General features: G+C 74.9%; 22 protein-coding genes and 1 pseudogene. 16 read left to right on the top strand and 7 right to left on the bottom strand.

All coding sequences use genetic code 11. The features are described from left to right. Positions 1-45: 45 nt before the first annotated feature. Positions 46-687 carry an SRPBCC family protein gene (locus tag O7600_RS05930; RefSeq protein ID WP_281592670.1) on the bottom strand — a complete coding sequence of 214 codons (642 nt, stop codon included), beginning with the start codon at positions 685-687 and terminating at the stop codon, positions 46-48. Next, positions 684-1,049, bottom strand: a complete 366-nt coding sequence (locus O7600_RS05925; protein WP_281592669.1) for a metalloregulator ArsR/SmtB family transcription factor — start codon at positions 1,047-1,049, stop codon at positions 684-686. The genes O7600_RS05930 and O7600_RS05925 overlap by 4 nt, the downstream gene beginning before the upstream one ends. A gap of 84 nt (positions 1,050-1,133) precedes the next feature. On the opposite strand from O7600_RS05925, the gene O7600_RS05920 reads away from it, so the two are divergent. The 4 genes from O7600_RS05920 to O7600_RS05905 are packed head-to-tail and all read left to right on the top strand — an operon-like array spanning position 1,134 to position 6,106. Continuing rightward, positions 1,134-1,820, top strand: coding sequence for a response regulator transcription factor (locus O7600_RS05920; protein WP_281592668.1), 687 nt, complete (start codon positions 1,134-1,136; stop codon positions 1,818-1,820). Further along, positions 1,817-3,175: a HAMP domain-containing sensor histidine kinase gene (locus O7600_RS05915; protein ID WP_281592667.1), complete on the top strand. Its 1,359-nt coding sequence runs from the start codon at positions 1,817-1,819 to the stop codon at positions 3,173-3,175. The genes O7600_RS05920 and O7600_RS05915 overlap by 4 nt, the downstream gene beginning before the upstream one ends. Positions 3,176-3,230: 55 nt before the next feature. Next, entirely contained in the window at positions 3,231-3,944 is a 714-nt protein-coding gene (locus O7600_RS05910; RefSeq protein WP_281592666.1) for a DUF2993 domain-containing protein, read from the top strand. Next, positions 3,944-6,106 (top strand): MMPL family transporter, encoded by a 2,163-nt coding sequence (locus O7600_RS05905; RefSeq protein ID WP_281592665.1) that lies wholly within the window; start codon positions 3,944-3,946, stop codon positions 6,104-6,106. Before O7600_RS05910 ends, O7600_RS05905 begins: the two co-directional genes overlap by 1 nt. A 52-nt stretch (positions 6,107-6,158) precedes the next feature. Here the strand turns inward: O7600_RS05905 and O7600_RS05900 are convergent, their stop codons facing one another. The 3 genes and pseudogenes from O7600_RS05900 to O7600_RS05890 all read right to left on the bottom strand — a co-directional run. Next, positions 6,159-6,833, bottom strand: coding sequence for a peptidoglycan recognition family protein (locus O7600_RS05900; protein ID WP_281592664.1), 675 nt, complete (start codon positions 6,831-6,833; stop codon positions 6,159-6,161). A gap of 64 nt (positions 6,834-6,897) precedes the next feature. After that, on the bottom strand, positions 6,898-7,644 hold the full coding sequence (locus O7600_RS05895; protein ID WP_281592663.1) for a lysozyme: 747 nt from the start codon (positions 7,642-7,644) through the stop codon (positions 6,898-6,900). 128 nt (positions 7,645-7,772) lie between these two features. Further along, positions 7,773-9,200: pseudogene (locus O7600_RS05890) on the bottom strand (FAD-dependent oxidoreductase); the annotation flags it as partial. Positions 9,201-9,214: 14 nt separating this feature from the next. Between O7600_RS05890 and O7600_RS05885 the strand changes: the two are divergent. The 8 genes from O7600_RS05885 (at position 9,215) to O7600_RS05850 (ending at position 16,400) form a co-directional block, all read left to right on the top strand. Further along, entirely contained in the window at positions 9,215-9,565 is a 351-nt protein-coding gene (locus O7600_RS05885) for a YciI family protein (protein ID WP_281592662.1), read from the top strand. Then, a complete protein-coding gene (locus tag O7600_RS05880) occupies positions 9,562-10,770 on the top strand; it encodes a sigma-70 family RNA polymerase sigma factor (protein WP_281592661.1) in 1,209 nt (402 codons plus the stop codon). Before O7600_RS05885 ends, O7600_RS05880 begins: the two co-directional genes overlap by 4 nt. A 72-nt stretch (positions 10,771-10,842) precedes the next feature. Continuing rightward, on the top strand, positions 10,843-11,652 hold the full coding sequence (locus O7600_RS05875) for an ABC transporter ATP-binding protein (RefSeq protein WP_281592660.1): 810 nt from the start codon (positions 10,843-10,845) through the stop codon (positions 11,650-11,652). After that, positions 11,649-12,365, top strand: a complete 717-nt coding sequence (locus O7600_RS05870) for an ABC transporter ATP-binding protein (protein WP_091574066.1) — start codon at positions 11,649-11,651, stop codon at positions 12,363-12,365. The genes O7600_RS05875 and O7600_RS05870 overlap by 4 nt, the downstream gene beginning before the upstream one ends. A gap of 23 nt (positions 12,366-12,388) precedes the next feature. Beyond that, positions 12,389-13,267, top strand: coding sequence for a branched-chain amino acid ABC transporter permease (locus tag O7600_RS05865; RefSeq protein WP_091574067.1), 879 nt, complete (start codon positions 12,389-12,391; stop codon positions 13,265-13,267). Beyond that, complete coding sequence (locus O7600_RS05860) at positions 13,264-14,385, top strand: branched-chain amino acid ABC transporter permease (protein WP_281592659.1); 1,122 nt, start codon at positions 13,264-13,266, stop codon at positions 14,383-14,385. Before O7600_RS05865 ends, O7600_RS05860 begins: the two co-directional genes overlap by 4 nt. A 38-nt stretch (positions 14,386-14,423) precedes the next feature. Beyond that, a complete protein-coding gene (locus tag O7600_RS05855; RefSeq protein ID WP_281592658.1) occupies positions 14,424-15,695 on the top strand; it encodes an ABC transporter substrate-binding protein in 1,272 nt (423 codons plus the stop codon). A gap of 90 nt (positions 15,696-15,785) precedes the next feature. Next, positions 15,786-16,400, top strand: a complete 615-nt coding sequence (locus O7600_RS05850; RefSeq protein ID WP_281592657.1) for a TetR/AcrR family transcriptional regulator — start codon at positions 15,786-15,788, stop codon at positions 16,398-16,400. Positions 16,401-16,409: 9 nt separating this feature from the next. Here O7600_RS05850 and O7600_RS05845 read toward each other — a convergent pair whose 3' ends face one another. Further along, complete coding sequence (locus O7600_RS05845) at positions 16,410-16,829, bottom strand: MarR family transcriptional regulator (protein ID WP_281592656.1); 420 nt, start codon at positions 16,827-16,829, stop codon at positions 16,410-16,412. Between the two features lie 82 nt (positions 16,830-16,911). Between O7600_RS05845 and O7600_RS05840 the strand changes: the two genes are divergently transcribed. Further along, entirely contained in the window at positions 16,912-18,702 is a 1,791-nt protein-coding gene (locus tag O7600_RS05840) for an ABC transporter ATP-binding protein (RefSeq protein ID WP_281592655.1), read from the top strand. A gap of 136 nt (positions 18,703-18,838) precedes the next feature. Here O7600_RS05840 and O7600_RS05835 read toward each other — a convergent pair whose 3' ends face one another. Then, on the bottom strand, positions 18,839-19,699 hold the full coding sequence (locus O7600_RS05835) for a hypothetical protein (RefSeq protein ID WP_281592654.1): 861 nt from the start codon (positions 19,697-19,699) through the stop codon (positions 18,839-18,841). Positions 19,700-19,997: 298 nt separating this feature from the next. Here O7600_RS05835 and O7600_RS05830 point away from each other — a divergent pair, with 298 nt between their 5' ends. The 3 genes from O7600_RS05830 (at position 19,998) to O7600_RS05820 (ending at position 24,500) form a co-directional block, all read left to right on the top strand. Continuing rightward, positions 19,998-20,858: an alpha/beta hydrolase gene (locus tag O7600_RS05830; protein WP_281592653.1), complete on the top strand. Its 861-nt coding sequence runs from the start codon at positions 19,998-20,000 to the stop codon at positions 20,856-20,858. Further along, positions 20,855-21,469, top strand: coding sequence for a hypothetical protein (locus tag O7600_RS05825; protein WP_281592652.1), 615 nt, complete (start codon positions 20,855-20,857; stop codon positions 21,467-21,469). The genes O7600_RS05830 and O7600_RS05825 overlap by 4 nt, the downstream gene beginning before the upstream one ends. Positions 21,470-21,590: 121 nt before the next feature. Continuing rightward, positions 21,591-24,500 (top strand): M36 family metallopeptidase, encoded by a 2,910-nt coding sequence (locus tag O7600_RS05820; protein ID WP_281592651.1) that lies wholly within the window; start codon positions 21,591-21,593, stop codon positions 24,498-24,500. The last annotated feature ends 24 nt before the right edge of the window (positions 24,501-24,524 follow it).

Below are 24,524 nucleotides of genomic sequence, written 5' to 3'. Positions count from 1 at the left end.
ACATCCTGGGGGCCGAAACTGCAAGATCGGCGAGGGTGGGGATGGTCAGGGGGTGGGGGCGCCGGTGTAGAAGGCCGTCACCCGCTCGCCTGCGGCGTGTGCCTGGTCTGCCGGAGTGCCGGCGGCGACGCTCGCCGTCGTCCACCTCTCGCCGGACTCGGTGACGAAGCGGAGCCCGTCCGGCGAGGCCATCCACTCGGCCGCCGCGGCCGGGTCCACGCCGACGCCCTCGGGCGCGAAGTGGGAGGCCAGGCCGACCAGCGCCAGGTCCCAGCCGATGCCGACCGCTCCCGGGCCGTACTCGGCCCACCGCTGGTCGTCGACGTGTGCGACGTGTTCCAGCTCGAAGCGGGTACGCCCCGGCCCGGCCTCGCGCAGCCGCACCTCGATCCAGCTGACCTCGCCGCCGAACTCCCAGGTGGCGGCGAACCCGTGCGGCGGGTCGCAGCGCTCGACGGTCCCGCCGGCGTTGCCCTCCAACTGGTACCGGCCGCCGAGGCTCAGGTCGCCGGAGACCGGCAGGAACCAGCGCGGGATCCGCTCCGGGTTGGTGCAGGCGTCGAAGACGTCCTCCACCGACGCGTCGTACGTCTGCGCGATGGTGAGCACCCGCGCCTGCCCGGCGGGGAGCGTACGGTCGCCGATCCGGCGCTCGACGGCGCTGATCTGCCCGGTCACGTCGATCATGGGTTGGTCCTCTCGTCGTCGGGTTCGTGCTCACGCAGCCGGCGTTCGCGGCGGCCCCGGGCGAGCTCGGTGGCGAGCGCGGCCAGTGGCGGCGCCCAGAACCGGCGGAAGCCGGCCAGCCACGCGTCGATCTCGCGCAGCGGGCCGGGGTCGACCGCGTAGAGCCGGCGGGTGCCCTCGGCGCGCACGGTGGTGAACCCGTGCTCGCGCAGCACCTTGAGGTGCTGCGAGACGGCGGGCTGGCTGATGCCGAACTCGCGCCGCACGATCTCGCCGAGCGCCCCGGCCGGCTGCTCGCCGGCGGCGAGCAGCTCCAGGATGCGGCGGCGGACCGGATCGCCGAGGACGTCGAACGCGTGCACGACCTTTTTATATCAGGCCCAGCTTATATAAGCCATCACTGTATTCTCATCGAACTCTCATCGAACTGTGCTCTGCTGGCTCCGATGGCAACGACGGTCCTGGTGGTCGACGACGAGCCGAACATCGTCGACATGGTGGCGACGGTGCTGCGGTTCCACGGGTTCGAGGTGGTCGCCGCCGGCACCGCCGGCGACGCCGAGCGGCTGGCCGCCGAGCGGTCCCCGCAGCTGGTGGTGCTGGACGTGCTGCTGCCCGACGACGACGGCTTCGCGCTCTGCCGGAGGCTGCGCGCCGCGGGGCACCGCTTCGGCATCGTCTTCCTCACCGCCCGCGACGCGCCCCGGGACAAGATCGCCGGGTTGACGTGGGGCGGCGACGACTACGTGACCAAGCCCTTCTCGGTCGACGAACTGGTCGCCCGGGTCCGGGCGGTGCTGCGGCGGATCGGTCCCGACGCCGGAGACGCCGCCGGCCTGCTCCGCTACGCCGACCTGGAGCTGGACGAGGAGACCTGCCAGGTCCGTCGGGGCGGGCAGGTGCTCGCGCTCTCGCCGACGGAGTTCAAGCTGCTGCGCTACCTGATGCTCAATCCCGGTCGGGTGCTGTCACGCACCCAGATCCTCGAGGCGGTGTGGAGCTACGACTTCGGCGGCGCCTCGAACGTGGTCGACACCTACGTCGGTTACCTGCGCCGCAAGCTGGACCCGCTCGGTCCACCGCTGATCGTCACCCAGCGCGGGTTCGGCTACGCGCTGCGGGCCGGCGGATGAACCGGGTGCCGCTGCGGCGCAGCCTGCTCGCCGGCATGGTGGCACTGACCGCCGTGGCGCTGCTGGTGGCCGGCGTGGTGAGCGCCGCCGGCCTGCGCGCGTACCTGCTGGACCGCACCGACGACCAGCTCCGCGCCGGCGCGGCGCTGGCCACCCAGCGGGTCGGGTCGTTGCTGCGTGAGCCCGGCGGGGCGGCCCGCGCGGTCGTCGCGCCCTCCGACTACCTGGTGGAGATCCGGCATCCGGACGGCACGCTGACCCGACTCGGCGCGTCGCCGCCGGCCGCTGCGCTGCTGGACCGGGCCCCGGCCCCACCCGCCGACGGCGGCGCCGGTCCGGCGACGACGCTCGACGCGGGGACGTGGCGGGCGGTCACCGTGCGGGCCGGCGACGCGGTCGTGCTGATCGCGCTCCCGCTCGCGCCGGTGCGCGAGACGGTGCGCCGGCTGGTCCTGGTCGAGCTGGCCGGCGGGCTGATCGTGCTGCTGCTGCTCGCCGGCTTCGCCCGCGTGCTGCTGGTTCGGGGTCTGCGTCCGCTGGACCGGATCACCGGCACCGCGACCGCGATCGCCGGCGGCGACCTGGACCGCAGGGTGCCGGTCGAGGGAAGCGAGCGGACCGAGGTGGGGCGGTTGACCCGCGCCGTCGACGGGATGCTCGCCCGGCTCCAGTCGGCGATCGCCGCCCGGGCGCGTTCGGAGGAGCGGCTGCGCACCTTCGTCGCGGACGCCTCGCACGAGCTGCGCACGCCGCTGACCTCGATCCGCGGCTACCTGCACCTGCTGCGCCACGACATGGTCGAGCCGGCCCGCCGGCCCGAGGTGCTGCGCCGGGGAGACGAGGAGGCGACCCGGATGAGCCGCATCCTCGACGACCTGCTCTACCTGGCCCGGCTCGACGCCGAGCCCCGGCTCGGCCGGGAGCCGGTCGACCTGGCCGAGGTGGCCCGGGAGTCCGTCGCCGACGCCCTGGCGGTGCAGCCCGGCCGGCCGCTACGGGTCACCGCCCCACCCGTCGCGACGGTGCGCGGGGACGCCGACGCGCTGCGCCAGGTACTGGCGAACCTGCTCGCCAACGTCCGCGCCCACACCCCGGCGGGCACCCCGGCGGTGGTGGACGTACGCCGCCGCGGCGACCGGGTCGAGGTGGCGGTCCGGGACGAGGGGCCGGGGATGCCGCCGGAACTGGCCGCCCGGGCGTTCGACCGGTTCAGCCACGGCGGCACCGGCGGCAGCGGGCTGGGGCTCGCCATCGTCGCCGAGATCGTCGCGGCCCACGACGGCGAGCTGGGCCTGGAGACGGCCGAGGGGGCGGGCACGAGGGTGCGGTTCCGGTTGCCCGGCGCGGATTCTTGACGTTCTCTCATCCACCTCCGGTCGGACACCCAGCCGGCCCTGGTGTGCTCGCGCCATGCGGAAATCCACACGCCGTCGGCTGGTGAGCGCGGCGGCGGTCCTGTTCCTCGTCCTGGCGGCGGTGGTCGCCGACCGCGCGGCGGCCCGGCTGGTCGCCGGGCGGCTCGCCGATCGGGTGGCCTGCGCGGCCGGGGTGCCCCGGCCCTCGGTCGAGCTGGGCGGCTTCCCGGTGCTGCCGCAGGTCCTCGGCGGCCGGCTGGACCGGCTCCGGATCGCGGTCGCCGACGTCCGGGCCGGCGGTCTCCGGGTCGCCCGGGCCGACGCCGAGCTGCGCGACGTCCGCACCGGCGACGGACCGGCCCGGATCGGTGCCGCGGCGGTGTCGGTGCTCGTCGGCTACGAGGCGCTGCCCACCGAGGCGGCGGGGCGTCCGTTGCGGTACCGCTACGCCGAGGGTCAGCTGGGCATCGAGACGCAGGCGCGCGCCGTCCCGGTCACGTTGCTGGTCCGCCCCACCCTGACCGGCGGGCGTCTCGTCCTCGCTCCCACCGAGGTGGAGGTCTTCGGGATCCGGCGGCCGGCCGGCGCCCTGCTCGACCGGCTCGGCGGGAGCACCGACCTCGGGCGTGAGCTGCCCACGCTGCCCGACGGCCTGTCCTACCGGGCGGTGACGGCCACCGGCGATGGGCTCCTCGTCCGGGTCGAGGGACACGAACTCACAATGCCGGCGGCCGAGGGCCGCGCCGGCGCGCATTGCGGAGGAGCATGATGCGGGTCGACGACGGCAGTCGGGTGCACCGGCTGATGGGCGGGCTCGGCCGGCTCTGCGCCCGCCGGCCCCGGACGGTGCTGGGAGTCTGGCTGATCCTCGCCGTGCTGCTGGTCGGCGCCGCGGCGGCCCTCGGCCGGCCGGTCGACAACGACGTGGCGCTGCCCGGCAGCGACGCCCAGGTGGCGCGGGGCCTGCTGGACCGGGCCGGGCAGGGGGGTGGCACCGGCGGCCAACTGGTGCTGCACGTCGACTCCGGGCGGCTCGACGACGCGGCCCGGCAGGGCGTCCTGGCGCAGGTGAGCCGCGAGATCGCGGAGGTGCCACACGTGACCGGGGTCGACGGGATCGCCGCCGCCGCCGGCACGCTCAGCGCGGACGGGCGCACCGGCTGGCTGACCGTGCGGCTCGACGTGTCGCCGCGCCAGGTAAACAAGGCGCTCGCCGGCGCGGTCACCGAGGCGGCCGCTCCCGCCGAGGCGGCCGGCATCGAGGTGACGCCCGGCGGCGTGCTCGCCTCGGCCGCGGAACGCGGCGGGTCACGGGACAGCGAGGTGCTCGGGCTGGCCGTCGCCGCGCTGGTGCTGCTGGTCGCGTTCGGGGGCCTGGTGGCCGCGGCGGTGCCGCTGGTCACCGCGCTGTTCACGTTGGCCTGCGCGGTCAGCGCGGTCGGACTGGCCGGGCATCTGGTCGCGGTGCCGTCGGTGGCCGGGACGCTGGCCACCATGGTCGGTCTCGGTGTCGGTATCGACTACGCGTTGTTCCTGGTCACCCGGCATCGCCGGTTGCTGGCCGAGGGCGTGCCGGTGGACGAGGCGGTCGCCCGCAGCGTGGCCGGCTCGGGCAGCGCGGTGGTGTTCGCCGGCGGGACGGTGGTCGTCGCGCTCGGCGGGTTGGCGGTGGCCGGCGTGCCCGTCCTCGGCACGCTCGGCTGGACCACCGGCCTGGTGGTGGTGGTCGCGGTGGCCGGCGCGGTGACCCTGCTGCCGGCGTTGCTGGCAGTGCTCGGGCACCGGTTGGACCGGTTGCGGATCCGCCGCCGGCCGTCGGCCCCCGACGGGACGGCGGCGGGTCGCCGGAGCGGCTGGGCCCGGCAGGCCGACCGGGTCACCGGCGCGCCGTTGCGCTGGGCGATCCTGGCGCTGCTGCTGCTCGGTGTGCTGACCGCGCCCGCCCTCGGCCTGCGACTGGGCCAGGTCGACCCGGGCGACGAGCCGGTCGGCACCGCCGGGCGGACCAGCTACGACCGTCTCGCGGCCGGCTTCGGGCCGGGGGTGAACGGGCCGCTCACCGTGGTCGCCGAGCTGGACCCGCCGGCCGACGCCGTCGACGCGCGGGTGAACGGCCTGACCGCCCGGGTGACCGCCACGCCCGGCGTCGCCCGGGTCACCCCGGCCCGGCCCGCCGACGGCGGGCGCGTCGTGGTGCTGACCGCATATCCGACGACCGCGCCGAGCGATCCGGCCACCGCCGCGCTGGTGCGGACGCTGCGGGCCGTCGACACGCCGGGGGTGACGACGCACGTGGGGGGCGCCACCGCCACCCGGGTCGACCTCGCCGACCGGGTGGGGCAGCGGATGCCGTGGGTCATCGCGGTGGTGGTCGGCCTGGCCACCGCGCTGCTGTACGCGGCGTTCCGGGCGCCGGTCGTCGCGGTCAAGGCGGCGGTGATGAACCTGGTCTCGATCGGCGCCGCTTACGGCGTCCTGACGGCGGTCTTCGCCTGGGGCTGGGGTGTCGGTCTGACCGGCCTGTCCGGCCCCGTGCCGGTGGAGAGCTATCTGCCGATGATGCTGTTCGCCCTGCTCTTCGGGCTCTCCATGGACTACGAGGTGTTCCTGCTGACCGCCGTGCGGGAGTCCTGGCTGGTCACCGGCGACAACCGCACCGCGGTCCGGGAGGGGCTGGCCGGGACCGGCCCGGTGATCACCTCGGCCGCGCTGATCATGGTGACCGTCTTCGCCGGCTTCGTGCTCCAGGACGACCCGGTGATCAAGATGTTCGGTCTCGGCATGGCGGTGGCGGTGGCGGTGGACGCCACAGTGGTCCGGGGACTGCTGGTGCCGGCCACCATGGCCCTGCTCGGTCGGGCGAACTGGTGGCGGCCCGGCCGGTCGGACCGGCGACCCGACCAGGCGCCGCCGCGGGTGCCGGTGGGTTGAGCGCGGCCACGTGGGGCGCCCGTCGCACCCGGGCGCCCCACGTACGCCGGGTTCAGCCGCCGAGCCGGGCGGCGACGGTGCGGCGCAGCTCCGGCAGCCGGTCGTGCAGCAGGCCGGGGCACTGGGTGCTGTTGAAGTCCTTGTGCCCGTAGATCTCGGTGGGCGCGATGGCGTACTGCTGGCAGGTGAACGCGCAGAACGCGACCAGGCTGTCCCAGAGCGCCTGCGGCGGCTGCACGTCCAGATAGATGCCGTCGTTCTCGATGCCGATGGCCTGGCTGTTCTGCCCGACGCAGTGCGCGCCCTGCACCATGGTCTGCCCGTGCAGCAGGGCGTACAGGCTGCCGTGACGTCCCTCGGTCAGGTGGCCGCCCCGGCTGTTGGTGAAGTGCTGGCCGGAGTCGAGCCAGCCGTTGGTGTCCATGTGCAGGTTCTGGATGTCGCGGGAGTTCCGGTACGCCTGGGCGAGGCTGTAGTCGGTGGTGTTCGGAAACGCGGTGTGATGGACGATGATCTTGTTGGGCCGGCTCTGCACCACGCTCACCGGCGACGAGGGCGGGCGGGCGCTCCAGGTCGCGCAGTTGGCGATGGTGGGCTGGTCGACGCGCGCGGCGGCGGCCCGCGCGTCGCGGTCGGGACCGGCCTGGACCAGCGCGCCGGCGCCGGCGGCGGCACCGAGCAGGACCGCGCCGCGCAGCACGGCCCGCCGGGGGAGGGGAACGGACATCGGGACCTCCTCGTCGGGTACGGACGGCGGGGCGGACCGGTGCGGCCCGCCCCGCCGGAGTGGGTCAGCAGGGTCCGTTGCAGGCCAGCACCCGGAGCCGGTCCAGGGTGCCGTTCCAGACGTTCTGGTCGCCGGGGAAGGTGCCGGAGGAGGCCCACTGCCAGAACGAGTACGTGCCCCAGCCGGCCGGCAGCGTGCCGACGCTGCTGGAGTAGCGGGCGATCCACAGTGGGTTGTTGGCCGCGAACTGCGACGTGTTGCCGGTGCAGGTGCTCCACCAGTCGGTGGTGGTGTAGATGGTGGCCCACCGGCCGGTGCGGGCGTGGTACTGGTTGACGAACGAGGCGATCCAGCTGCGCATGGACGCCTGGCTCAGCCCGTAGCAGGTGGCGCCGTAGGGGTTGTACTCGATGTCCAGCGCGCCGGGCAGCGTCCGGCCGTCCTTGGACCAGCCGCCGCCGTGGTCGGCGAAGTAGTTGGCCTGGGTGGCGCCGCTCGTGGTGTCCGGTCGGGCGAAGTGGTACGACCCGCGGATCATCCCGACGTTGTAGGAGCCGTTGTACTGCTGGGCGAAGTACGGGTTGGTGTAGTAGGTGCCCTCGGTGGCCTTGACGTAGGCGAACCGGGCCCCGTTGGCCCAGGCGCCGGACCAGTTCACGTTGCCCTGGTAGCTGGAGACGTCCATCCCGGGCAGTCCGGCCGGGGCGGCGTGGGCGGGGGCCGCGCCGAGCAGGGCCGCGGCGGCGACGGTGGCGGTGGCCAGCAGCGCGGCTCCGGCCGCGCGCAGCGCCGATCGCATCGAACGGTGCATGTTTCCTCCCTGGGGGTTGCCGCCTCGCGGGCGGCGGGAGTATGGCGAAAGGAACTGTCAACATTAGGTCACAGGACGGAGAAACTTTTCAATAGAGGCATCGAAGATTTTCTCTGGATTCGGGGTGTTCAGAGCCCGGCGAGTACCTCGGCGGCGGCGCGCTCGCCGGCCGTCACCGCGCCCTCCAGGTAGCCGCTCCACCGGGTCGCGGTCTCCGTGCCGGCCCAGTGCAGCCGGCCCACCGGTGGCCGCAGCTGCGGGCCGAAATCGCACCACGAGCCGGGCGGCAGGATGCCGCAGAAGCAGCCCCGGGTCCACGGGTCGGCCGACCAGTCGTACTCCACCAGGTCGTCGGGGCGGGCGGCGGCGGGACCGAACAGCGCGGCCAGCGCGTCGCACAGCGCGTCCCGGCGCTGCCCGACCGACAGCCGGCGCAGTGCCCGGGCCTGCGCGCCGTAGCTGAACGCGGTGAGCACCCCGCCCGCGCGGCCGGGCAGCGAGTTGTCCACCGTCTCGGTGAGCGGACCGGTGTCCGTGGTGGCCACGCCGGAGCGGCCGTCGGCCCGCCAGAACGGCTCCGGGTAGAGCGCGTGCACCTTGAACGCCGAGCCCATCGGCATCCGCTGGGTCAACCCGTCGCGCAGCGCCGGCAGCGGCGGGTCGTACCGGATCCGGCCGGCCAGGGCCGGCGCCAATGCCACCACCGCCGCGTCGGCGTGGTGCGCCTCGTCCCCGGCCCGGACCCGCACACCGGAGGCGTCCTGGACGATCGCGTCGACCGGGGCGGCCAACCGCACCGACCCCGGCGGCAGCGCGGCGGCCATCCGCTCGGCCAGCGCGGCCGGGCCGCCGACGATCCGGTCCTGCTGCGCGCCACCGGCCATCCCCAGCAGCGACCGGGTTCCTCCGCCGCTGCGCAGGTAGAACAGCAGCTGCAACAGCGACACCTCGTCCGGCGAGGCGGCCAGCAGGCCACCGGCCAGCAGCCGGCCGGCGTAGCGGGCGGTTACCGGGTCGGGCACGGTGGCGGCGAGCCAACCGCCGAGCGTGGTCCGGTCCCACTCCGCGGCGCCGTCCGCGCGCCACGGCGCGGCCGGGTCCAGCCCGTCGGCCAGCGCGTCGAGCCGGTCGAGCAGCCCGGTCAGCCCGGCCGGCTGCCCGGCCGCCGGCCGCCCGGCCAGCAGCAGCGTCGACGCGCCGCGGGCGGGCGACGGGAACGTCTCCAGGCCGTACGCGGCGACCAGCGCGTACATCCGGTCCTGGGTGGGGCCGATCCACTGCGCGCCCAGGTCGAGCCAGCCGCCGCCGGGCAGCGGCCGGCTCAGCGTCCGCCCGCCCACCCGGTCCCGGGCCTCCAGCACCGACACCTCGACGCCGGCCGCGTCCAGGGCGAGCGCGCAGGCCAGGCCGGAGAACCCCGCCCCCACCACGATCACCCGGCCGCCGCGCACGGCCCGGCATACCCGGATCCCGGCCGGATTCTCCCGCGCCCGGCGTGTCGAAACCGGCGTCCGCCGTTCGTGTGAAGGGTGAAGGGCGGCACCGGGCCGCCCGGGACGAGGAGGAGCCGATGAGGCAGTACCTGATCAGCATGTACCAGCCGACCGGCGCGGTCCGGCCGGACCCGGAGTTCCTGGCCGGGGTGATGCGCGAGGTCGAGGCCATCGGCCGGGACCTGCGGGAGGCCGGCTGCTGGGTGTTCGGTGACGGGCTGCACGCGCCGGAGACCGCCACCGTGCTGCGCCCGGACGGCGACGAGGTGCTGGTCACCGACGGGCCGTTCACCGAGGGCAAGGAGTACCTGGGCGGCGTCACCATCATCCGGGCGCCCGACCTTGACGCGGCGCTCGACTGGGGTCGCCGCTACGCCCGCGCCACCACGCTGCCGATCGAGGTGCGCCCGTTCCAGGGCGAGGGATGACCGCTGTCGAACGCGTCTTCCGCGCGGAGTACGGCCGCGCGGTGGCGATCCTGGTCCGTCTCCTCGGCGACATCGACCTCGCCGAGGAGGCGGTCCAGGAGGCGTTCACGGTCGCGGTTCGGCGGTGGGCCGTCGACGGGCCACCGCCCAGTCCGGCCGGCTGGATCGTCACCACCGCCCGGAACCGGGCGATCGACCGGCTGCGGCGCGAGTCCACCCGGCCCGCCCGGCACGCCGAGGCCGCCCTGCTGCACGCCGTCGACCCGCCCGCCGAGGAGGGGCCCGTGACCGACGACCGGCTGCGCCTGATCTTCACCTGCTGCCACCCGGCGCTCGGCGCCGCCGCCCGGGTGGCGTTGACGCTGCGTCTGCTCGGCGGCCTGAGCACCGCCGAGATCGCCCGGGCGTTCCTGGTGCCGGAGCCGACCATGGCCCAGCGCCTGGTCCGGGCCAAGGCCAAGATCCGCGACGCCGGGATCCCGTACCGGGTGCCCCGCGACGCCGACCTGCCCGACCGGGTGAGCGGGGTGCTCGCCGTGGTCTACCTGATCTTCAACGAGGGGCACACCGCCAGCGCGGGGGAGCGGCTCGGTCGCGCCGAACTGGGCGCCGAGGCGATCCGGCTGGGCCGGTTGTTGGTGGCGCTGATGCCGGACGAGCCGGAGGCGCTCGGCCTGCTCGCGCTGATGCTGCTGGTCGAGGCGCGGCGTCCCGCCCGGACCGGGCCGGACGGGGTGCCGGTGCCGCTGCCCGAACAGGACCGGGACCGGTGGGACCGGGCGCTGGTGGCCGAGGGGCAGGACCTGGTACGGCGGTGCCTGCGCCGGGGTCGGCCCGGTCCCTACCAGATCCAGGCCGCGATCAACGCGGTGCACGCCGACGCGGCCACCGCCGCCGGCACCGACTGGACGCAGATCCTCGCCCTCTACGACCAGTTGGCGGCGCGTGCGCCCGGGCCGGTGGTGGCGCTGAACCGGGCGGTCGCGCTGGCCGAGGTCCGCGGACCCGCGGCCGCGCTGGCCGCTGTGGACCGACTGGACCTGGCCGGCTACCACGTGTGGCACGTCGTGCGCGCCGACCTGCTACGACGGCTGGGCCGGCCGGTGCAGGCCCGGGCCGCGTACGAGGCGGCGATCGCCGGCACCGCGAACGAGGCGGAACGGGCGTTCCTCGGCCGGGCCCGGGACCGGCTGCCGGGGCATTGACGAACGTCCGGAGAAAAGTACACTCCCGATGTAAATAGATCGTCCGCGCGCCGTCGACCCGACGAGGTGACGATGAGCCCACCGGCCACCCCCAACGACGGTTCCGGTCTGGCGCTGCACCACGTCGGCGTCCACTTCGGCGGCCTGGTCGCGCTGGACGACGTCTCGCTGCGGGTGCCGCCCGACCGGGTGGTCGGCGTGATCGGCCCCAACGGCGCCGGCAAGACGACCCTGTTCAACGTGGTCTGCGGCTTCGTGCGGCCCAACGCGGGCGCGCTCACCCTGGACGGCCGGCCGTTCCGGCCCCGCCCGCACCGGCTCACCGGCCTCGGCATCGCCCGCACACTTCAGGGCGTCGGCCTGTTCCCCGGCCTGAGCGTGCTGGAGAACGTGGTGGCCGGCGCCAGCCACGACGCCCGGGCCGGCTTCGCCGCCGCGCTGTTCGGCCTGCCCCGCAGCGACCGCGACGAGCGGCGGCTGCGCGCCCGGGCCCTCGACCTGCTCGCCGAGCTGGGCGTCGACCGTCACGCCGGGGCCGCGCCGGCCACTCTGCCCTACGCCGTGCGCAAGCGGGTCGCGCTGGCCCGCGCGCTGATCGCCCGGCCCCGCCTGCTGCTGCTCGACGAGCCGGCCGGCGGGCTCGGCGCCGACGACGTGGCCGAGCTGGCCGACCTGGTCCGGGCCCTGCCCGAGCGCGACGACGGCTGCGCCGTGCTGCTCGTCGAGCACCACATGGACCTGGTCATGTCGGTCTGCGACGAGCTGGTGGTGCTCGACTTCGGCCGGGTGATCGCCGCCGGGCCGCCGGAGCGCATCCGCGACGACCCCCGGGTCACCGAGGCCTATCTCGGCGCCGACGTGCCGGCCGGGGGCACGGCATGACCGCGGTGCTGGAGGTCGAGGCGCTCAGCGCCGGCTACGGCCCGGTGCCGGTGCTGCGGGACGTGGCGTTCACCGTGCCGGCCGGCACCGTCGCCGCCGTGCTCGGCGCCAACGGCGCCGGCAAGACCACGCTGCTGCGGACGCTGTCGGGTCTGTTGCGGCCCACCGGCGGCCGGATCCGCTACGCGGGGGAGGACCTGCGCGGCGTCCGGGTGGAGCACCTGGTCCGGCGCGGGGTGGCGCACGTGCCCGAGGGACGCGGCGTGGTGACCGAGCTGACCGTGGCGGAGAACCTGCGCCTGGGCGGGCTGTGGCGGCGGGACCGGGCCGACGCCCGCCGCGCCCAGGACGAGGTGTACGCGCTCTTCCCGGCCCTGGCCGACCGGCGTGACCACCTCGGACACCAGCTCTCCGGCGGGGAACGGCAGATGCTCGCGATCGGCCGGGCGCTGATCGCCCGGCCCCGGCTGCTGCTGCTCGACGAGCCGTCGCTCGGGCTGGCTCCCCGGGTGACCGCGCAGATCATGGCGCTGCTGCGGCGGCTGCGCGACGAGCGGGGGATGACCGTCCTGCTGGTCGAGCAGAACGTGCGCACCGCGCTCTCCGTCGCCGACCAGGGGATCGTCATGTCGCTCGGCCGGGTGGTGACCGCCGCCCCGGCGGACCGGCTGCGCGACGACGACCGGCTGCGGCACGCGTACCTCGGGTTCTGACCGGCGAGCGGGAAGGGTCGCGGATGCAGCGGTTCTGGTTCCTCACCTTCGACGGGCTCGCCGCGGGCGCGGTCTACGCCGCGTTCGCGCTCGCGCTGGTGCTCATCTGGCGGGCCGCCCGGGTGGTCAACTTCGCCCAGGGCGCGATGGCGGTCGCCACCGCCTACGTCGGCTACGCGGTCGCCGGGGCCACCGGCTCCTACTGGCTGGGCCTGGCCGCCGCGGTGCTGTCCGGCCTGGCCCTGGGCGCGCTGGTGGAACGGGTGCTGATGCGCTTCGTCGGCTCCGCCGGCCCGCTCAACCAGGTGATCGTCGCGCTCGGGCTGGTGCTGCTGATCCAGGCCGTGCTCGGCATGGTCTTCGGCAACGGCTACCGGCCGGCGGCCACCCCGTTCGACACCGACGCGCTCACCATCGGCGGGGTCGCGGCGCTGTCCCCGTACGACCTCTGGGTGCTCGGCGCGGCGCTGGCGGTCGTGGTGCTGCTCGCGCTGCTGTTCACCCGGACACCGGTCGGCCTGCGGATGCGGGCCGCCGCGTTCGCCCCCGAGGTCTCCCGGCTGCTCGGCGTGAGCGTCGGCCGGATGCTCACCCTGGGCTGGGCGCTGGCCGCCGGGGTCGGCGCGCTCGCCGGCATGCTCGTCGTCCCCACCGGCCTGGGCCTGCACCCGCACGCCATGGACCTGGTCTTCGTGGTGGCGTTCACCGCCGCCGTGGTCGGTGGCCTGGACAGCCCGGTCGGCGCGGTGGTCGGCGGCCTGCTGGTCGGGTTGATCCTGTCCTACGTCACCGGCTACCTGGGACCGGACACCACGCCGCTGGCGGTGCTGGTGCTGCTGCTGGCCGTCCTGCTGGTCCGCCCCGGCGGGCTCTTCTCCGCGGCGAGAGCGAGGCACGTGTGACCACCACCCGCACCGAACCGGTCCCGCCGTCGGCGTTGCGCCGGCTGCTGCCCGGCGCGCCGGGCGGCGCCGGCCCGCGCTCGGCGACGCTGCTGCGGCACCTGGCCGTGGCGGTGCTCGCCGGCACGCTCGTCGTGCTGCTGACCAACCAGCTCCCGCCCTACCAGAACCTCCAGGTGGCGCGGGTCTGCGCGTTCCTCTGCGTCACCGCCGGCTACACCGTGCTGGTCGGGCTCAACGGGCAGCTCTCGCTCGGCCACGGCGCGCTGATGGCCACCGGCGCCTACACCGTCGCCCTCGTCCAGCAGGGGTTCGACGACCGGGGCGTGCGCGGGTGGTGGGTCCTGCCCGGGTCGCTGCTGGCCGCCGTGGCCGTGACCGCGCTGGGCGGGCTGGTCGTCGGGCTGGCCGCGGCCCGGCTGCGCGGGCCGTACCTGGCCGGCGTGACGCTGGCCGTGGCCACGCTGGTGCCGGCCGTGACCACCATCTTCACCGGGGTGTTCAACGGCGAGCAGGGGCTGCGCTTTCCGGCGCAGAACCCGCCGGCCGCGCTCGGCGCGTACTTCCAGCCGGAACGCTGGCTGGCCTGGATCGCGCTGGCCGCCGCGCTGCTGACCATGGTGCTGCTGGCCAACCTGGTCCGCAGCCGGTTCGGCCGGTCGCTGCGCGCGGTCCGCGACGACGAGGTGGCGGCCCGGCTCGCCGGCATCCCGGTGGCCCGCACCCAGGTGCTCGCGTTCGTGGTCAGCGCCGCCTGCGCCGGGCTCGGCGGCGGCGTCTACGCGGTGCTCACCGCCACCGTCGCCCCGGGCAAGTTCCCGCTGGACCTGTCGCTGTTCCTGCTCATGGCCATCGTGATCGGCGGCCTGGGCAGCCTGGCCGGCGCGGTCTGGGGCGCGCTGCTGCTGGTCGCCCTCCAGGACCTGCCCGGCCTGCTCACCGACCACCTCGACCTGCCCGCCGCGCTGGCCCAGCGGCTGGAGGGCAATCTCGCGCTGGCCGTGTTCGGCCTGGTCCTCATCGTCGTCATGCTCGCCGCCCCGGGCGGCCTGCAGGCCGGCGTCCGCGCCCTCGCCACCCGGCTGCGCGCCACCGTCCGGCGTGCGCCGGACCGCTGATCCACCGGTCCCACCCACCCGCACCGGATTGGAGAACCATGCGCCCCACCACCCGTCGCGTTCTCGCGGCCGCCGCCGGCCTGGCCCTGCTGGCCGCGTCGACGGCCTGCGCCGACGACGCCAAGCAGGCCGCCGAGAACGTCCCCGGCGTCACCGACGGCGAGGTCGTCATCGGCACCCACCAACCGCTCACCGGCCCCGCCGCGCCCGGCTACTCGAAGATCTCCGCCGCCACCAAGGCCTACTTCGAGCACGTCAACAGCAAGGGCGGGGTGCACGGCCGGAAGATCGTCTACAAGGTCATGGACGACGGCTACAACCCGGCCAACACCGAGAACGTGGTCCGCAAGCTGGTCCTCGACGACAAGGTCTTCGCGCTGCTCGGCGGGCTGGGCACGCCGACGCACACCAACGTGCTGGAGTTCGTCAAGACGCAGAAGGTGCCGGACCTGTTCGTCTCCTCCGGCAGCCGCAACTGGAACCAGCCGGAGAAGTACCCGACGACGTTCGGCTGGCAGCCCGACTACACGGTCGAGGGCAAGATCCTGGCCAGTTGGGTCAAGCGGGAGTTCCCCGGGGCCAAGGTCTGCCACTTCGGGCAGAACGACGACTTCGGCCGCGACTCCCTGGCCGGGGTGGAGCAGGTCCTCGGCCCGGTGGCGGCGAAGCAGACGTACACCACCACCAACCAGCAGGTCGGGCCCGCGATCGGCGCCCTGCGGGCGGCCGGTTGCCAGGTGGTCATCTCGGCCAGCATCCCCGGCTTCACCGCGCTGGCCATGGGGCAGGCCGCCGGGCAGGGCTTCAAGGCGCAGTGGGTGGTGTCCAACGTGGGCGCCGACTACACCACGCTGTCGGCCCAGCTCGGCGACAAGAAGGTGATCCTGGAGGGCATGGTCGCCGACAACTACCTGCCCATGGTGGGCGACACCACCAACCCGTGGATCCAGGAGTTCACCAAGATCCACCAGAAGTACAACGCGGGCAACCCGGTCGACGGCAACGCGATCTACGGCTACTCGATGGCGTACACCTTCGTCCAGGCGATGCTCGCCGCCGGACCCGAACCCACCCGGGAGAAGCTGGTCGAGGCCGTGCGCAAGGGCGGCTTCCGGGGGCCCGGCCTCACCCCCTTCCGGTACGCCGAGAACGTGCACGCCGGCTACAGCGGGGTACGCCTGAGCCGGGTGACCGGCGGCGCCCAGACGTACTTCGGTCCCACGTACACCACCGACGACGGCGACGCCCCGGTCACCGAGTTCACCGAGCCGCCGACCACCCCGCCGGCGGACGCCATTCCGACCGCCTGACCAGCACGTGTGCCGGGCGGCCGGGTGCCGGCCGCCCGGTGGCGCGCCCGTAGAGTGGCCGCCGATGGTCGAGAACGGGGGAGCCGTCCCATGATCGAGGTGGATACCGACCCGCCGGCCCGGGTGGACGGCCGGGCGGCGCGGGCGGAACGGACCCGGGCCGCCATCGTCGAGGCGCACCTGGCGCTGATCGACGCCGGCGACCTGCGACCCACCGGGGAGCGGATCGCCGAGCGGGCCGGGGTGTCGCTGCGCACGCTCTGGACCAACTTCAAGGACATGGAGACGCTGTTCGCGGCCACCGGGCGGCGCATCGGCGAGCGGCAGGCGGCGATCTGGCGGCCGGTCGCGCCGGGGCTGCCGCTGAACACCCGCATCGCCGAGTTCAGCGGTCAACGCGCCCGGATGCTGGAGGTGCTGGCGCCCTCGGCCCGCGCGTCGGCGCTGCGGGAGCCGTTCTCGCCGCAGCTGCGGCGCAACCGGGAGGCGGCCATCGCCCGGGTCCGGCAGGAGATCGAGGCGGTGTTCGGCGCCGAGCTGGCGCACGCCGGGCCGGGCCGGGGGCAGTTGCTGGACGCGGTGACCGTCGCCTGCACCTGGGCCGCCTGGTCGATGATGCGCGACGCGATGGGGCTCGACGTCGAGGCCGCCCGCGCCGCCATGGCCCGTACGCTGCGCGCGCTGCTCACCGCGGGCCGGGGCTGACCCGGCGGTCTACTCCTCGCGCAGCCGGCGCAGGATCCGGGCCAGCTCCGCCCGGTCGTCCGGGTCGAGCGCGCCGAAGAAGCGCTCCGCCTCGGTGGCCCGGGCCGCCCGGATCGCGGCGCCGACCCGGTCGCCCTCGGCGGTCGGCGCGACCAGCGTGGCGCGCCGGTCGCCCGGGTCGGGGCGCCGCTCGACCAGCCCCCGCTCCTGGAGGCCGTCGACCACCTCGGTCGCGGAGCGGGGCGCGATGCGCAGGTGCTCGGCGAGCGCCCCGGGCCGCAGCGCGCCGTGCCGCAGCAGGACACCGAGCGCCCGCGCCTGCCCGGGGCTGATCTCCCAGGGTTCCAGCGCGCCCTTGGTCTGGTGGCGCAGCCGCCGGGCCACCGCCCAGAACGTCTCGGCCAGGCTCTCCTCGTCGCTGCCGGTCACGGGAATACGGTAGCAGCAACTCCTGTTGTTCCCTCATGATGAGGTAACCTCAGTATCATCGCCGGAACAGAGGAGCACCCCCTTGGATCGCACCCCCGACGGCCGCAGAGCCGGCCGAACCGTGTCCGCCGCCGAGAAGGCCCAGGCCCGCGACGTCTCGCTGCGCCGCATCGGCGGCCTCTTCACCACCCACCGCCGCCCGCTCGCCGCCGTGGTGGCGATCATCGTGGCGTCCTCCGTCATCGCGATGGCCTCGCCGTTCCTGCTGCGTACCGTCATCGACCGGGCCCTGCCCGACCGTGACCTGACGCTGCTGGCCTGGCTGGTCGCCGGCATGGTCGCGGTCGCCGCGGTCACCGCGGTGCTCGGCGTCGCCCAGACCTGGATCTCCACCCGCGTCGGTCAGGAGGTCATGCACCGCCTGCGCACCGACGTGTTCGCCCACCTCCAGCGGCAGTCGATCGGCTTCTTCGTGCGGACCCGCACCGGCGAGGTGCAGTCGCGCATCACCAACGACATCGGCGGCATGCAGGCGGTGGTCACCTCCACCGCCACCTCGATCGCGGCCAACCTCACCACCGTCGTCGCCACCACCATCGCCATGCTGGCGCTGAGCTGGCGGCTCACCCTCGTCTCGGCGGTCGTGCTGCCGCCCGCGCTGTGGCTCACCCGCCGGGTCGCCCGGCTGCGCCGGGAGATCACCGCCCAGCGCCAGCGGGAGCTGGCCGACCTCACCGTGACCATCGAGGAGGGGCTGTCGGTCAGCGGCGTACGCCTGGCCAAGACACTCGGCACCGGCGCGGCCCTGGTCGACCGGTTCACCGCCTCCTCGGCCCGCCTGGTCGACCTGGAACTGCGCTCCGAGCTCGCCGGCCGCTGGCGGATGGCCGCCATGACCGTCGTCTTCGCGGCCATCCCCGCCGTCATCTACCTCGGCGCCGGCCTGCCCGGCACCGCCGGCACGCTCACCATCGGCACCCTGGTCGCCTTCACCGCGTTGCAGGGCAACCTGTTCCGGCCGCTGATGGGCCTGCTCAACGTGGGCGTCACGCTCACCGCCTCGCTGGCTCTGTTCGCCCGCATCTTCGAATACCTCGACCTGCCCGTCGAGGTTGCCGAACCGGCCCGCCCGGCGCCGCTGGACCCGGCCACGGTCCGCGGCCACCTGCGCGTCGAGGACGTCACCTTCAGCTACCCGGGCAGCGACACCGCCGCCCTCGCCGGCGTCAGCCTGGACGTGCCCGCCGGCACCAGCCTGGCCCTGGTCGGCGAGACCGGCTCCGGCAAGAGCACCCTTGCCGCGCTGCTCAGCCGGCTGCACGACCCGGACGCCGGCCGGATCACCATCGACGGGATCGACCTGCGCGACCTGCGCCTGACCGACCTGGCCGCCGTCGTGGGCGTGGTCAGCCAGGAGACCTACCTGCTGCACGGCACCGTCCGGGACAACCTCCGGTACGCCCGGCCCGACGCCACCGACGCCGACATCGAGGTCGCCGCGCGCGCCGCGCGCATCCACGACCTGATCGCCGCGCTGCCCGACGGGTACGACACCATGGTCGGCTCGCGCGGCCACCGCTTCTCCGGCGGCGAGCAGCAGCGCCTCGCCATCGCCCGCACGCTGCTGCGCGACCCGCGGATCCTGGTGCTCGACGAGGCGACCAGCGCGCTGGACACCGAGACCGAGCGCGCGGTGCAGCGGGCGCTGGACGAGCTGGCCCGGGGCCGGACCGTGGTGACCATCGCGCACCGGCTGTCCACGGTCCGCGACGCCGACCGGATCGCGGTGCTCGACCACGGCCGGATCGTCGAGTCCGGCACCCACGACACGCTGCTCGACCACCGGGGCCGCTACGCCACCCTGGTCGGCTGACCCCGCCCAGTCTCCGGCCCCGGCCTGCCTCGGCCTGGCTCGGCTCCGCTCGACTCGGCGATCTTGGACTTGTGGTGCCTCGGATGTCGGGTTCGACTGGTATCGGAGGTGCCACAACTCCAAGATTGACGTCGGTTCAGGGCTTGTGGGGTCTCGGCTCGTCCGGGGGTAGGGAGCGTGGGCGTTGGCCGGGGGCCGGGCGCGGGGCGGGTGGGGGCAGCAGCGGCTCCAGCGGCATGAACGCCTCCGCCGGCGTGCCCGGTCGCGGTCCGCGCCGTGCCGCCGAAGTTCCCTCCGACGGTCGCGCCGGCTCCCCGGCCGGCCGGCTCTCGCCCGTCGGCCGGCTCTCGCCCGTCAGGCCCGGCTCCGGTGGGTTGCGCCGGCCCCCACCCGTTCGGCCCGGCTCCGCCGGGTCGCGCCGGTCGCGCTCCTGGGCGTACTCGCTGCGCCGGCGAGCCAGGTCCCGCTCGCACTCCAGCGCGATGCGCTGCTCCCAGTACGGCTGGAGCAGCCGGCGGACCCGCTCGTCCAGGTGCACCGTCACGTCCGGCTCGCAGGTGAACCTCACCTCGCCCCGCGCGTACGTCCACGGGGGCGGGTCGTCCTCGGCCAACGCCGCCGACAACGCCGTGTGCAGCTCGCGCGGGCGGTGCGGCGGCACCTCCACCGAGCACCGCACGGCCAGCCGGTGCAACCGCTGGGTCGCCTGCGGCTGGAAGTAGTCGACGTACCAGCCGAACAGCTCCGGTCGCGCGGTCTCCGACGACCAGGTGAACGTGACGCGCACCAGGAACACGTAGACCTGGCCCTGCGCCGGCACCACCAGCGGCTCGGGGAAGCGCCGGTCGACGGTGGTCACCGACGTCGCCGGCTCCTCGGTCCACCACAGTTGCCGCAGCGTCGGCTGCGCGCCGGCCCAGAACCGGCGGGTCCGCGAACGGGCCGCGCCGCCCAGGGTGCGAGCCCGGTCGGCCCAGCGCCGTCGCCAGCCGTCCACGGGTTCACCGGGCCTCGGCCGTCGGTCGGTCGGACCGGAGTCCTCCGGCACGCCGGTCATCGCACCCCCTCTCGCCGGGCGGCAGCCGTCGGCCCGGGACGGACAGGGCCTCCGGGACGGCCGGGCGAGGGGTGAACGGACCGTCGTGTGCGGCGATCCGCGATCCACGCTAACAACCGGAGCCGGCCGGAGCGGGCCGCCGCGCGGACGGCCCGACCACCCTGCGGGCCGGTCGGGCCGCGCTCCGGCGAGAACGGAGACACCGGAGCGCACCGGGTGAGCCGTCATACTGTCGGCGATGAGCGTCACCGTGCGCACCGACGACGACTGTCTCCTGTGGGCCGAACAGACCGGATCCGGGCCTCCGCTGGTGCTCTGTCATGGGGGCCCGGGCCTCTGGGACCACCTCGGCCCGGTCGCCCGACTGCTCGAGGACCGCGCCCGCGTCACCCGGTGGGACCAGCGTGGTTGTGGCCGCTCGCAGCGACGCGGGCCGTACACCGTCGCCCGCTCCGTCGCCGACCTCGATGCCGTTCGTGACCAGTTGGCCGGGCCCCACACGGCCCTGTTGGGGCACTCGTGGGGCGCGCACCTGGCGTTGCGGTATGCCCTCGACCACCCCGAGAGGGTCAGCCACCTGATCTACGTCTCCGGGACCGGCATCGACGCCGACCGCGGGTGGCACCCGCACTACGAGCGGAACCTGCGGACGCGGCTCGGGGACCACCGGCCCCGGTGGGAGGCGCTCGGCTCCCGGGACCGCACGCCGGAGGAGGAACGCGAGTGGGCGGTCCTGCAGTGGTCGGCCGACTTCGCCGACCCGGACACCGCCCTGCGGGACGCCGAGCGGATGGCCACCCCCTGGCTGGGTCTCAACCGCGACTGCAACCGGGCCGTCAACGCGGAGGTCAAGCGGGAGCTCGTCAGCGCCGAACTGGCCGAGCGGTGCCGGGCGCTCGACGTGCCCGTGCTGATCGTCGACGGCGCCGAGGACATCCGTCCCCGGTGGGGCGTCGACTCGCTGCACCGGGCGCTGGGCACCTGTCGACGGGTGAGCATCGCCGGGGCCGGACACCTGCCCTGGGTCGAGCAGCCGCAGGAGTTCCGCCGGGCGGTCACGGACTTCCTCGCGCCGGAGCGGGGAGGGCGGGGCCGATGAGCGTGTGGGGAAACCTGGCGACGCAACTGCCCGCGCTTCTCGGCGTCCTGGTCGGTACGGCGGGCACGATGCTCGTCACGAGCCTGAACGAACGGACCCGGTGGCGGCGCAGCCAGACCGTCCGCTGGGACGAGCGACGCCTCGACGCGTACGTGGAGCTGACGAAAGCGGTCAACGAGATCCACGCCGTCGCCACCCAGATGCTCGGTGAGCATCGTCCGGAGGCGCGGCGGCCGGCGCTCGACCGGGCCGAAGGGCTGGCCCGTCTCGCCGAGGCGGACGTCCGGCACACACTGGCCTGGGAGGCGGTGCTCCTGCTCGGTGACGAGGCCACCGTCGAGGCCGCCGCCGAGTGGCGGCACGCGGTCCGCGACATCGAGTCGGCGGCGCGTGCCCTGCCCCGCCCGCCATCCGACGTGCCCGGGCTGATCCATCGGGCCGACGTGGGGCGCGACCGGTTCTACCACGCGGCCCGGCGGAGCCTCGGCGTCCGCGGGGGCTCGGTGGCGCAGGTGAGGCAGCTGCTGCCGGGCTCCGGTGGGGCGGAGCCGGTGGCGATCGCACGGCGACGCCCGGCGGACCGGAGAGCGGCGGGCTCGGGGCAGCCATAGACAGACTGTCATTAATGGATGTTTGGCTGGTGTCGGTGCGTCGATCGTCCTGGTCGGATGGCGGAACGGACATCGCCGTTCGACGATGACAGGAGGGACCGTGCGCACACCATCCCGTGCGTTGACGGGGACCACCGCGCTGCTCATGGCAGCCGGCATGGTCCTGACCGCCGCAGCCGGCGGTCAGGCGGCACCCCGGGAGGAGACCGCCACCCAGGCCTCACCCGACCACCTGCCGGGGGACCGGCACGACAACAAGGCCAAGGACAACCGGAAGGGCCGAGTCGCCGCCACCGAGCGGCAGCGGGACCGGGCCGCCGCGCTGGGCGCCCGGGTCCGCTGGACCGACTTCGGTACGCCGGCCACGCTCACCTCGACCGGCAAGCCGCTCGCCACCGGCCTGCCGGCCGACCCGGCGGCCGCCGCCCGCGCCTACGTGACGGCGAACCGGGACGTGCTCGGGCTGACCGCCGAGGGCGCCGCCGGCCTGGAGCAGCTGACCGTCGCGCCGATGGGGCAGGGCGCGACCGTGCTGTTCCGGCAGCGCTTCGGGGACCTGCCGGCCGCCGTCGACGGCATGCTGGCGATCGGCGTACGCGACGGGGCGGTGTGGCACGTCAGCTCCTCGCTGGCGCGCGACGCCGGGACGCCGGCGGCGGCCACGATCGACGCCGAGCAGGCCCGGCGGGTCGCGATCGCCGACGCCGGCCGGTCAGACGCGCGGGTGATGCGTACCTCGCTGGTCGCGGTGCCCACCGCGGACCGGGGGCCGCGCGCGGCGTGGGAGGTGGTGCTCGGCGCGGACACCACCGGCGCGGACCCGGCCGCCTACTCCACCTACGTGGACGCCCGCGACGGCGGCGTGCTGGTCCGCGAGGACCTGATCGACCACGACGCCGAGCACCCCTCGTGGGAGGTCTTCCCGAACTCGCCGCGGGTCGACCGGTCCTCGGTCGACACCCGGGTGCGCTGGTGCGCCACGCCGGCACCCGGCTGCCGCGAGGTGGTGGGCGTGCCGGGGCACCCGGCGTGGGACGTGGACCCGGCGACCGGGGCGTCCACCACGACGACCAAGGGCAACAACGCGATCGCGGTACAGAACTGGTTCAGCAACGACCCGTTCAGCGTCGGCACCGAGACCGCCACGCCCCGGCCGGACCGGGTCTACGCGTACCCGTGGACCAACCAGTGGCAGGAGCGGCGCTGCGACCCGGAGGTGTTCGCCTCGCCGCAGGCCAACGACATCGATGCGGCCCGGGCCAACCTGTTCGCCATGCACAACCGGATGCACGACTGGACCTACCACCTGGGCTTCACCGAGGAGACCTGGAACCTCCAGCAGGACAACCTCGGCCGCGGGGGCCTCGGCGGTGACGCCGAGCAGGGCAACGCCCAGGCCGGCGGCGTCAGTGGGGGCCCGCCCACGTTCGCGGCCCGCAACAACGCCAATCAGATCACGCCGCCGGACGGCGTCGCCCCGACCACCAACATGTACCTGTGGCAGCCCGTCGCCGGGTCGTTCTACGCGCCCTGCGTCGACGGCGACTTCGACATGTCGGTGATCGCCCACGAGTACGGCCACGCGGTCACCAACCGCATGATCGCCGGCCCGAGCGCCGGCGTCAGCTCGCCGCAGGGCATGAGCGAGAGCTGGTCGGACCAGCTCGCCATGGAATACCTCTACGAGCACGGGTACGCCGCACCCGGCCGGCGCGGTTTCACCATCGGCGAGTACACCACCGGAGACCCGAACGCGGGCATCCGCAACTACAACATGAGCGCCAGCCCGCTCAACTACGGCGCGGTCGACTACGACCTCGTCGGCCTCCAGGTGCACGCCTCCGGCGAGCTCTGGAGCGCCACCAACACCGACATCCGCGCGGCCATGATGCGCCGTTGGGGCAGCGGCACGCCGGCCGTGCAGAAGGCCTGCGCCACCGGGGCACGCGAGGTGACCGCCTGTCCGGGCAACCGGCGTTGGATCCAGCTCGTCTTCGACTCGTTCCTGCTGATGGCGGTCAGCCAGGTCAGCATGGTCGACGCCCGGGACGCGATGCTCGCCGCCGACCGGATCCGCTTCGGCGGGGACAACCAGGACCTGCTCTGGAACGCCTTCGCCCAGCGCGGCCTCGGTGAGACCGCGGCCAGCGTCGGCCACACCGACCCCGACCCCACGCCGGGCTTCACCTCGCCGTACGCCCGCGAGGGGTCGCTGCGGTTCCTGCCGATCGGCGAGCGCGGCCCGGTGGCCGGCGCCCAGCTGTACGTCGGGCGCTACCAGGCGCGGGCGGTGCCGGTCGCGGACACCGACGCCGCGACCCCGCTGACCGACCGGGTGGAGCTGGTGCCCGGCACGTACGAGTTCGTGGTCCGAGCGCCCGGGTACGGGCACACCCGGATCGGCCCGGTGACGGTCAGGGCGGGCCAGAACCGGACGCTGGCGGTGCCGCTGCGGCCCAACCTGGCCTCGGTCACCGCCGGCGCGACGGTCGGCGGCGACGGGATCAACCTGCCGCAGATCGCCGACGACGACGAGGCCACCAACTGGGCGTCGCTCGGCGCGCCGGTCGCCGGCCGGCAGGTCACCGTGGACCTGGCCGGCGGCCTCCAGCAGGTACGCCGGGTGCAGGTCAGCGCGATGCTGCGCCCGCCGGTCGCCGGTGACCCGGACGCCGGCACCCAGAACCGGTACTCGGCGCTGCGCCGGTTCCGGGTCCTGGCGTGCACCGCGAAGGGATCGGTGACCTGCGCCGACGCGGCCGACTTCCGGCCGGTCTGGACCAGCCGGCCGGACGCCTTCCCGGCCGTGGCGCCGCGTCCCCGGGCGCCGGAGCTGATCCTGCGGTCGTTCGACATCCCGCGCACCAAGGCCACCCACCTGCGGGTCGAGGTGCTGACCAACCAGTGCACCGGCGCGCCGGACTACGCCGGTGAGCAGGACGCCGACCCCCGGGCGGCGACCGACTGCGCCACGGCCAGCCCACAGGCGCAGAACGTGCGGATCGCCGAGTTCCAGGCGTTCGCGCGCTGACCACGCGGCGGGTGCGGACGGGAA

Origin of the sequence: Micromonospora sp. WMMA1998, from assembly GCF_027497375.1 — a bacterium.
Lineage (GTDB): Bacteria > Actinomycetota > Actinomycetes > Mycobacteriales > Micromonosporaceae > Micromonospora > Micromonospora sediminicola.
The sequence above is the reverse complement of the archived record's forward strand: the minus strand, read 5'-3'. Positions and strand labels throughout refer to the sequence as shown.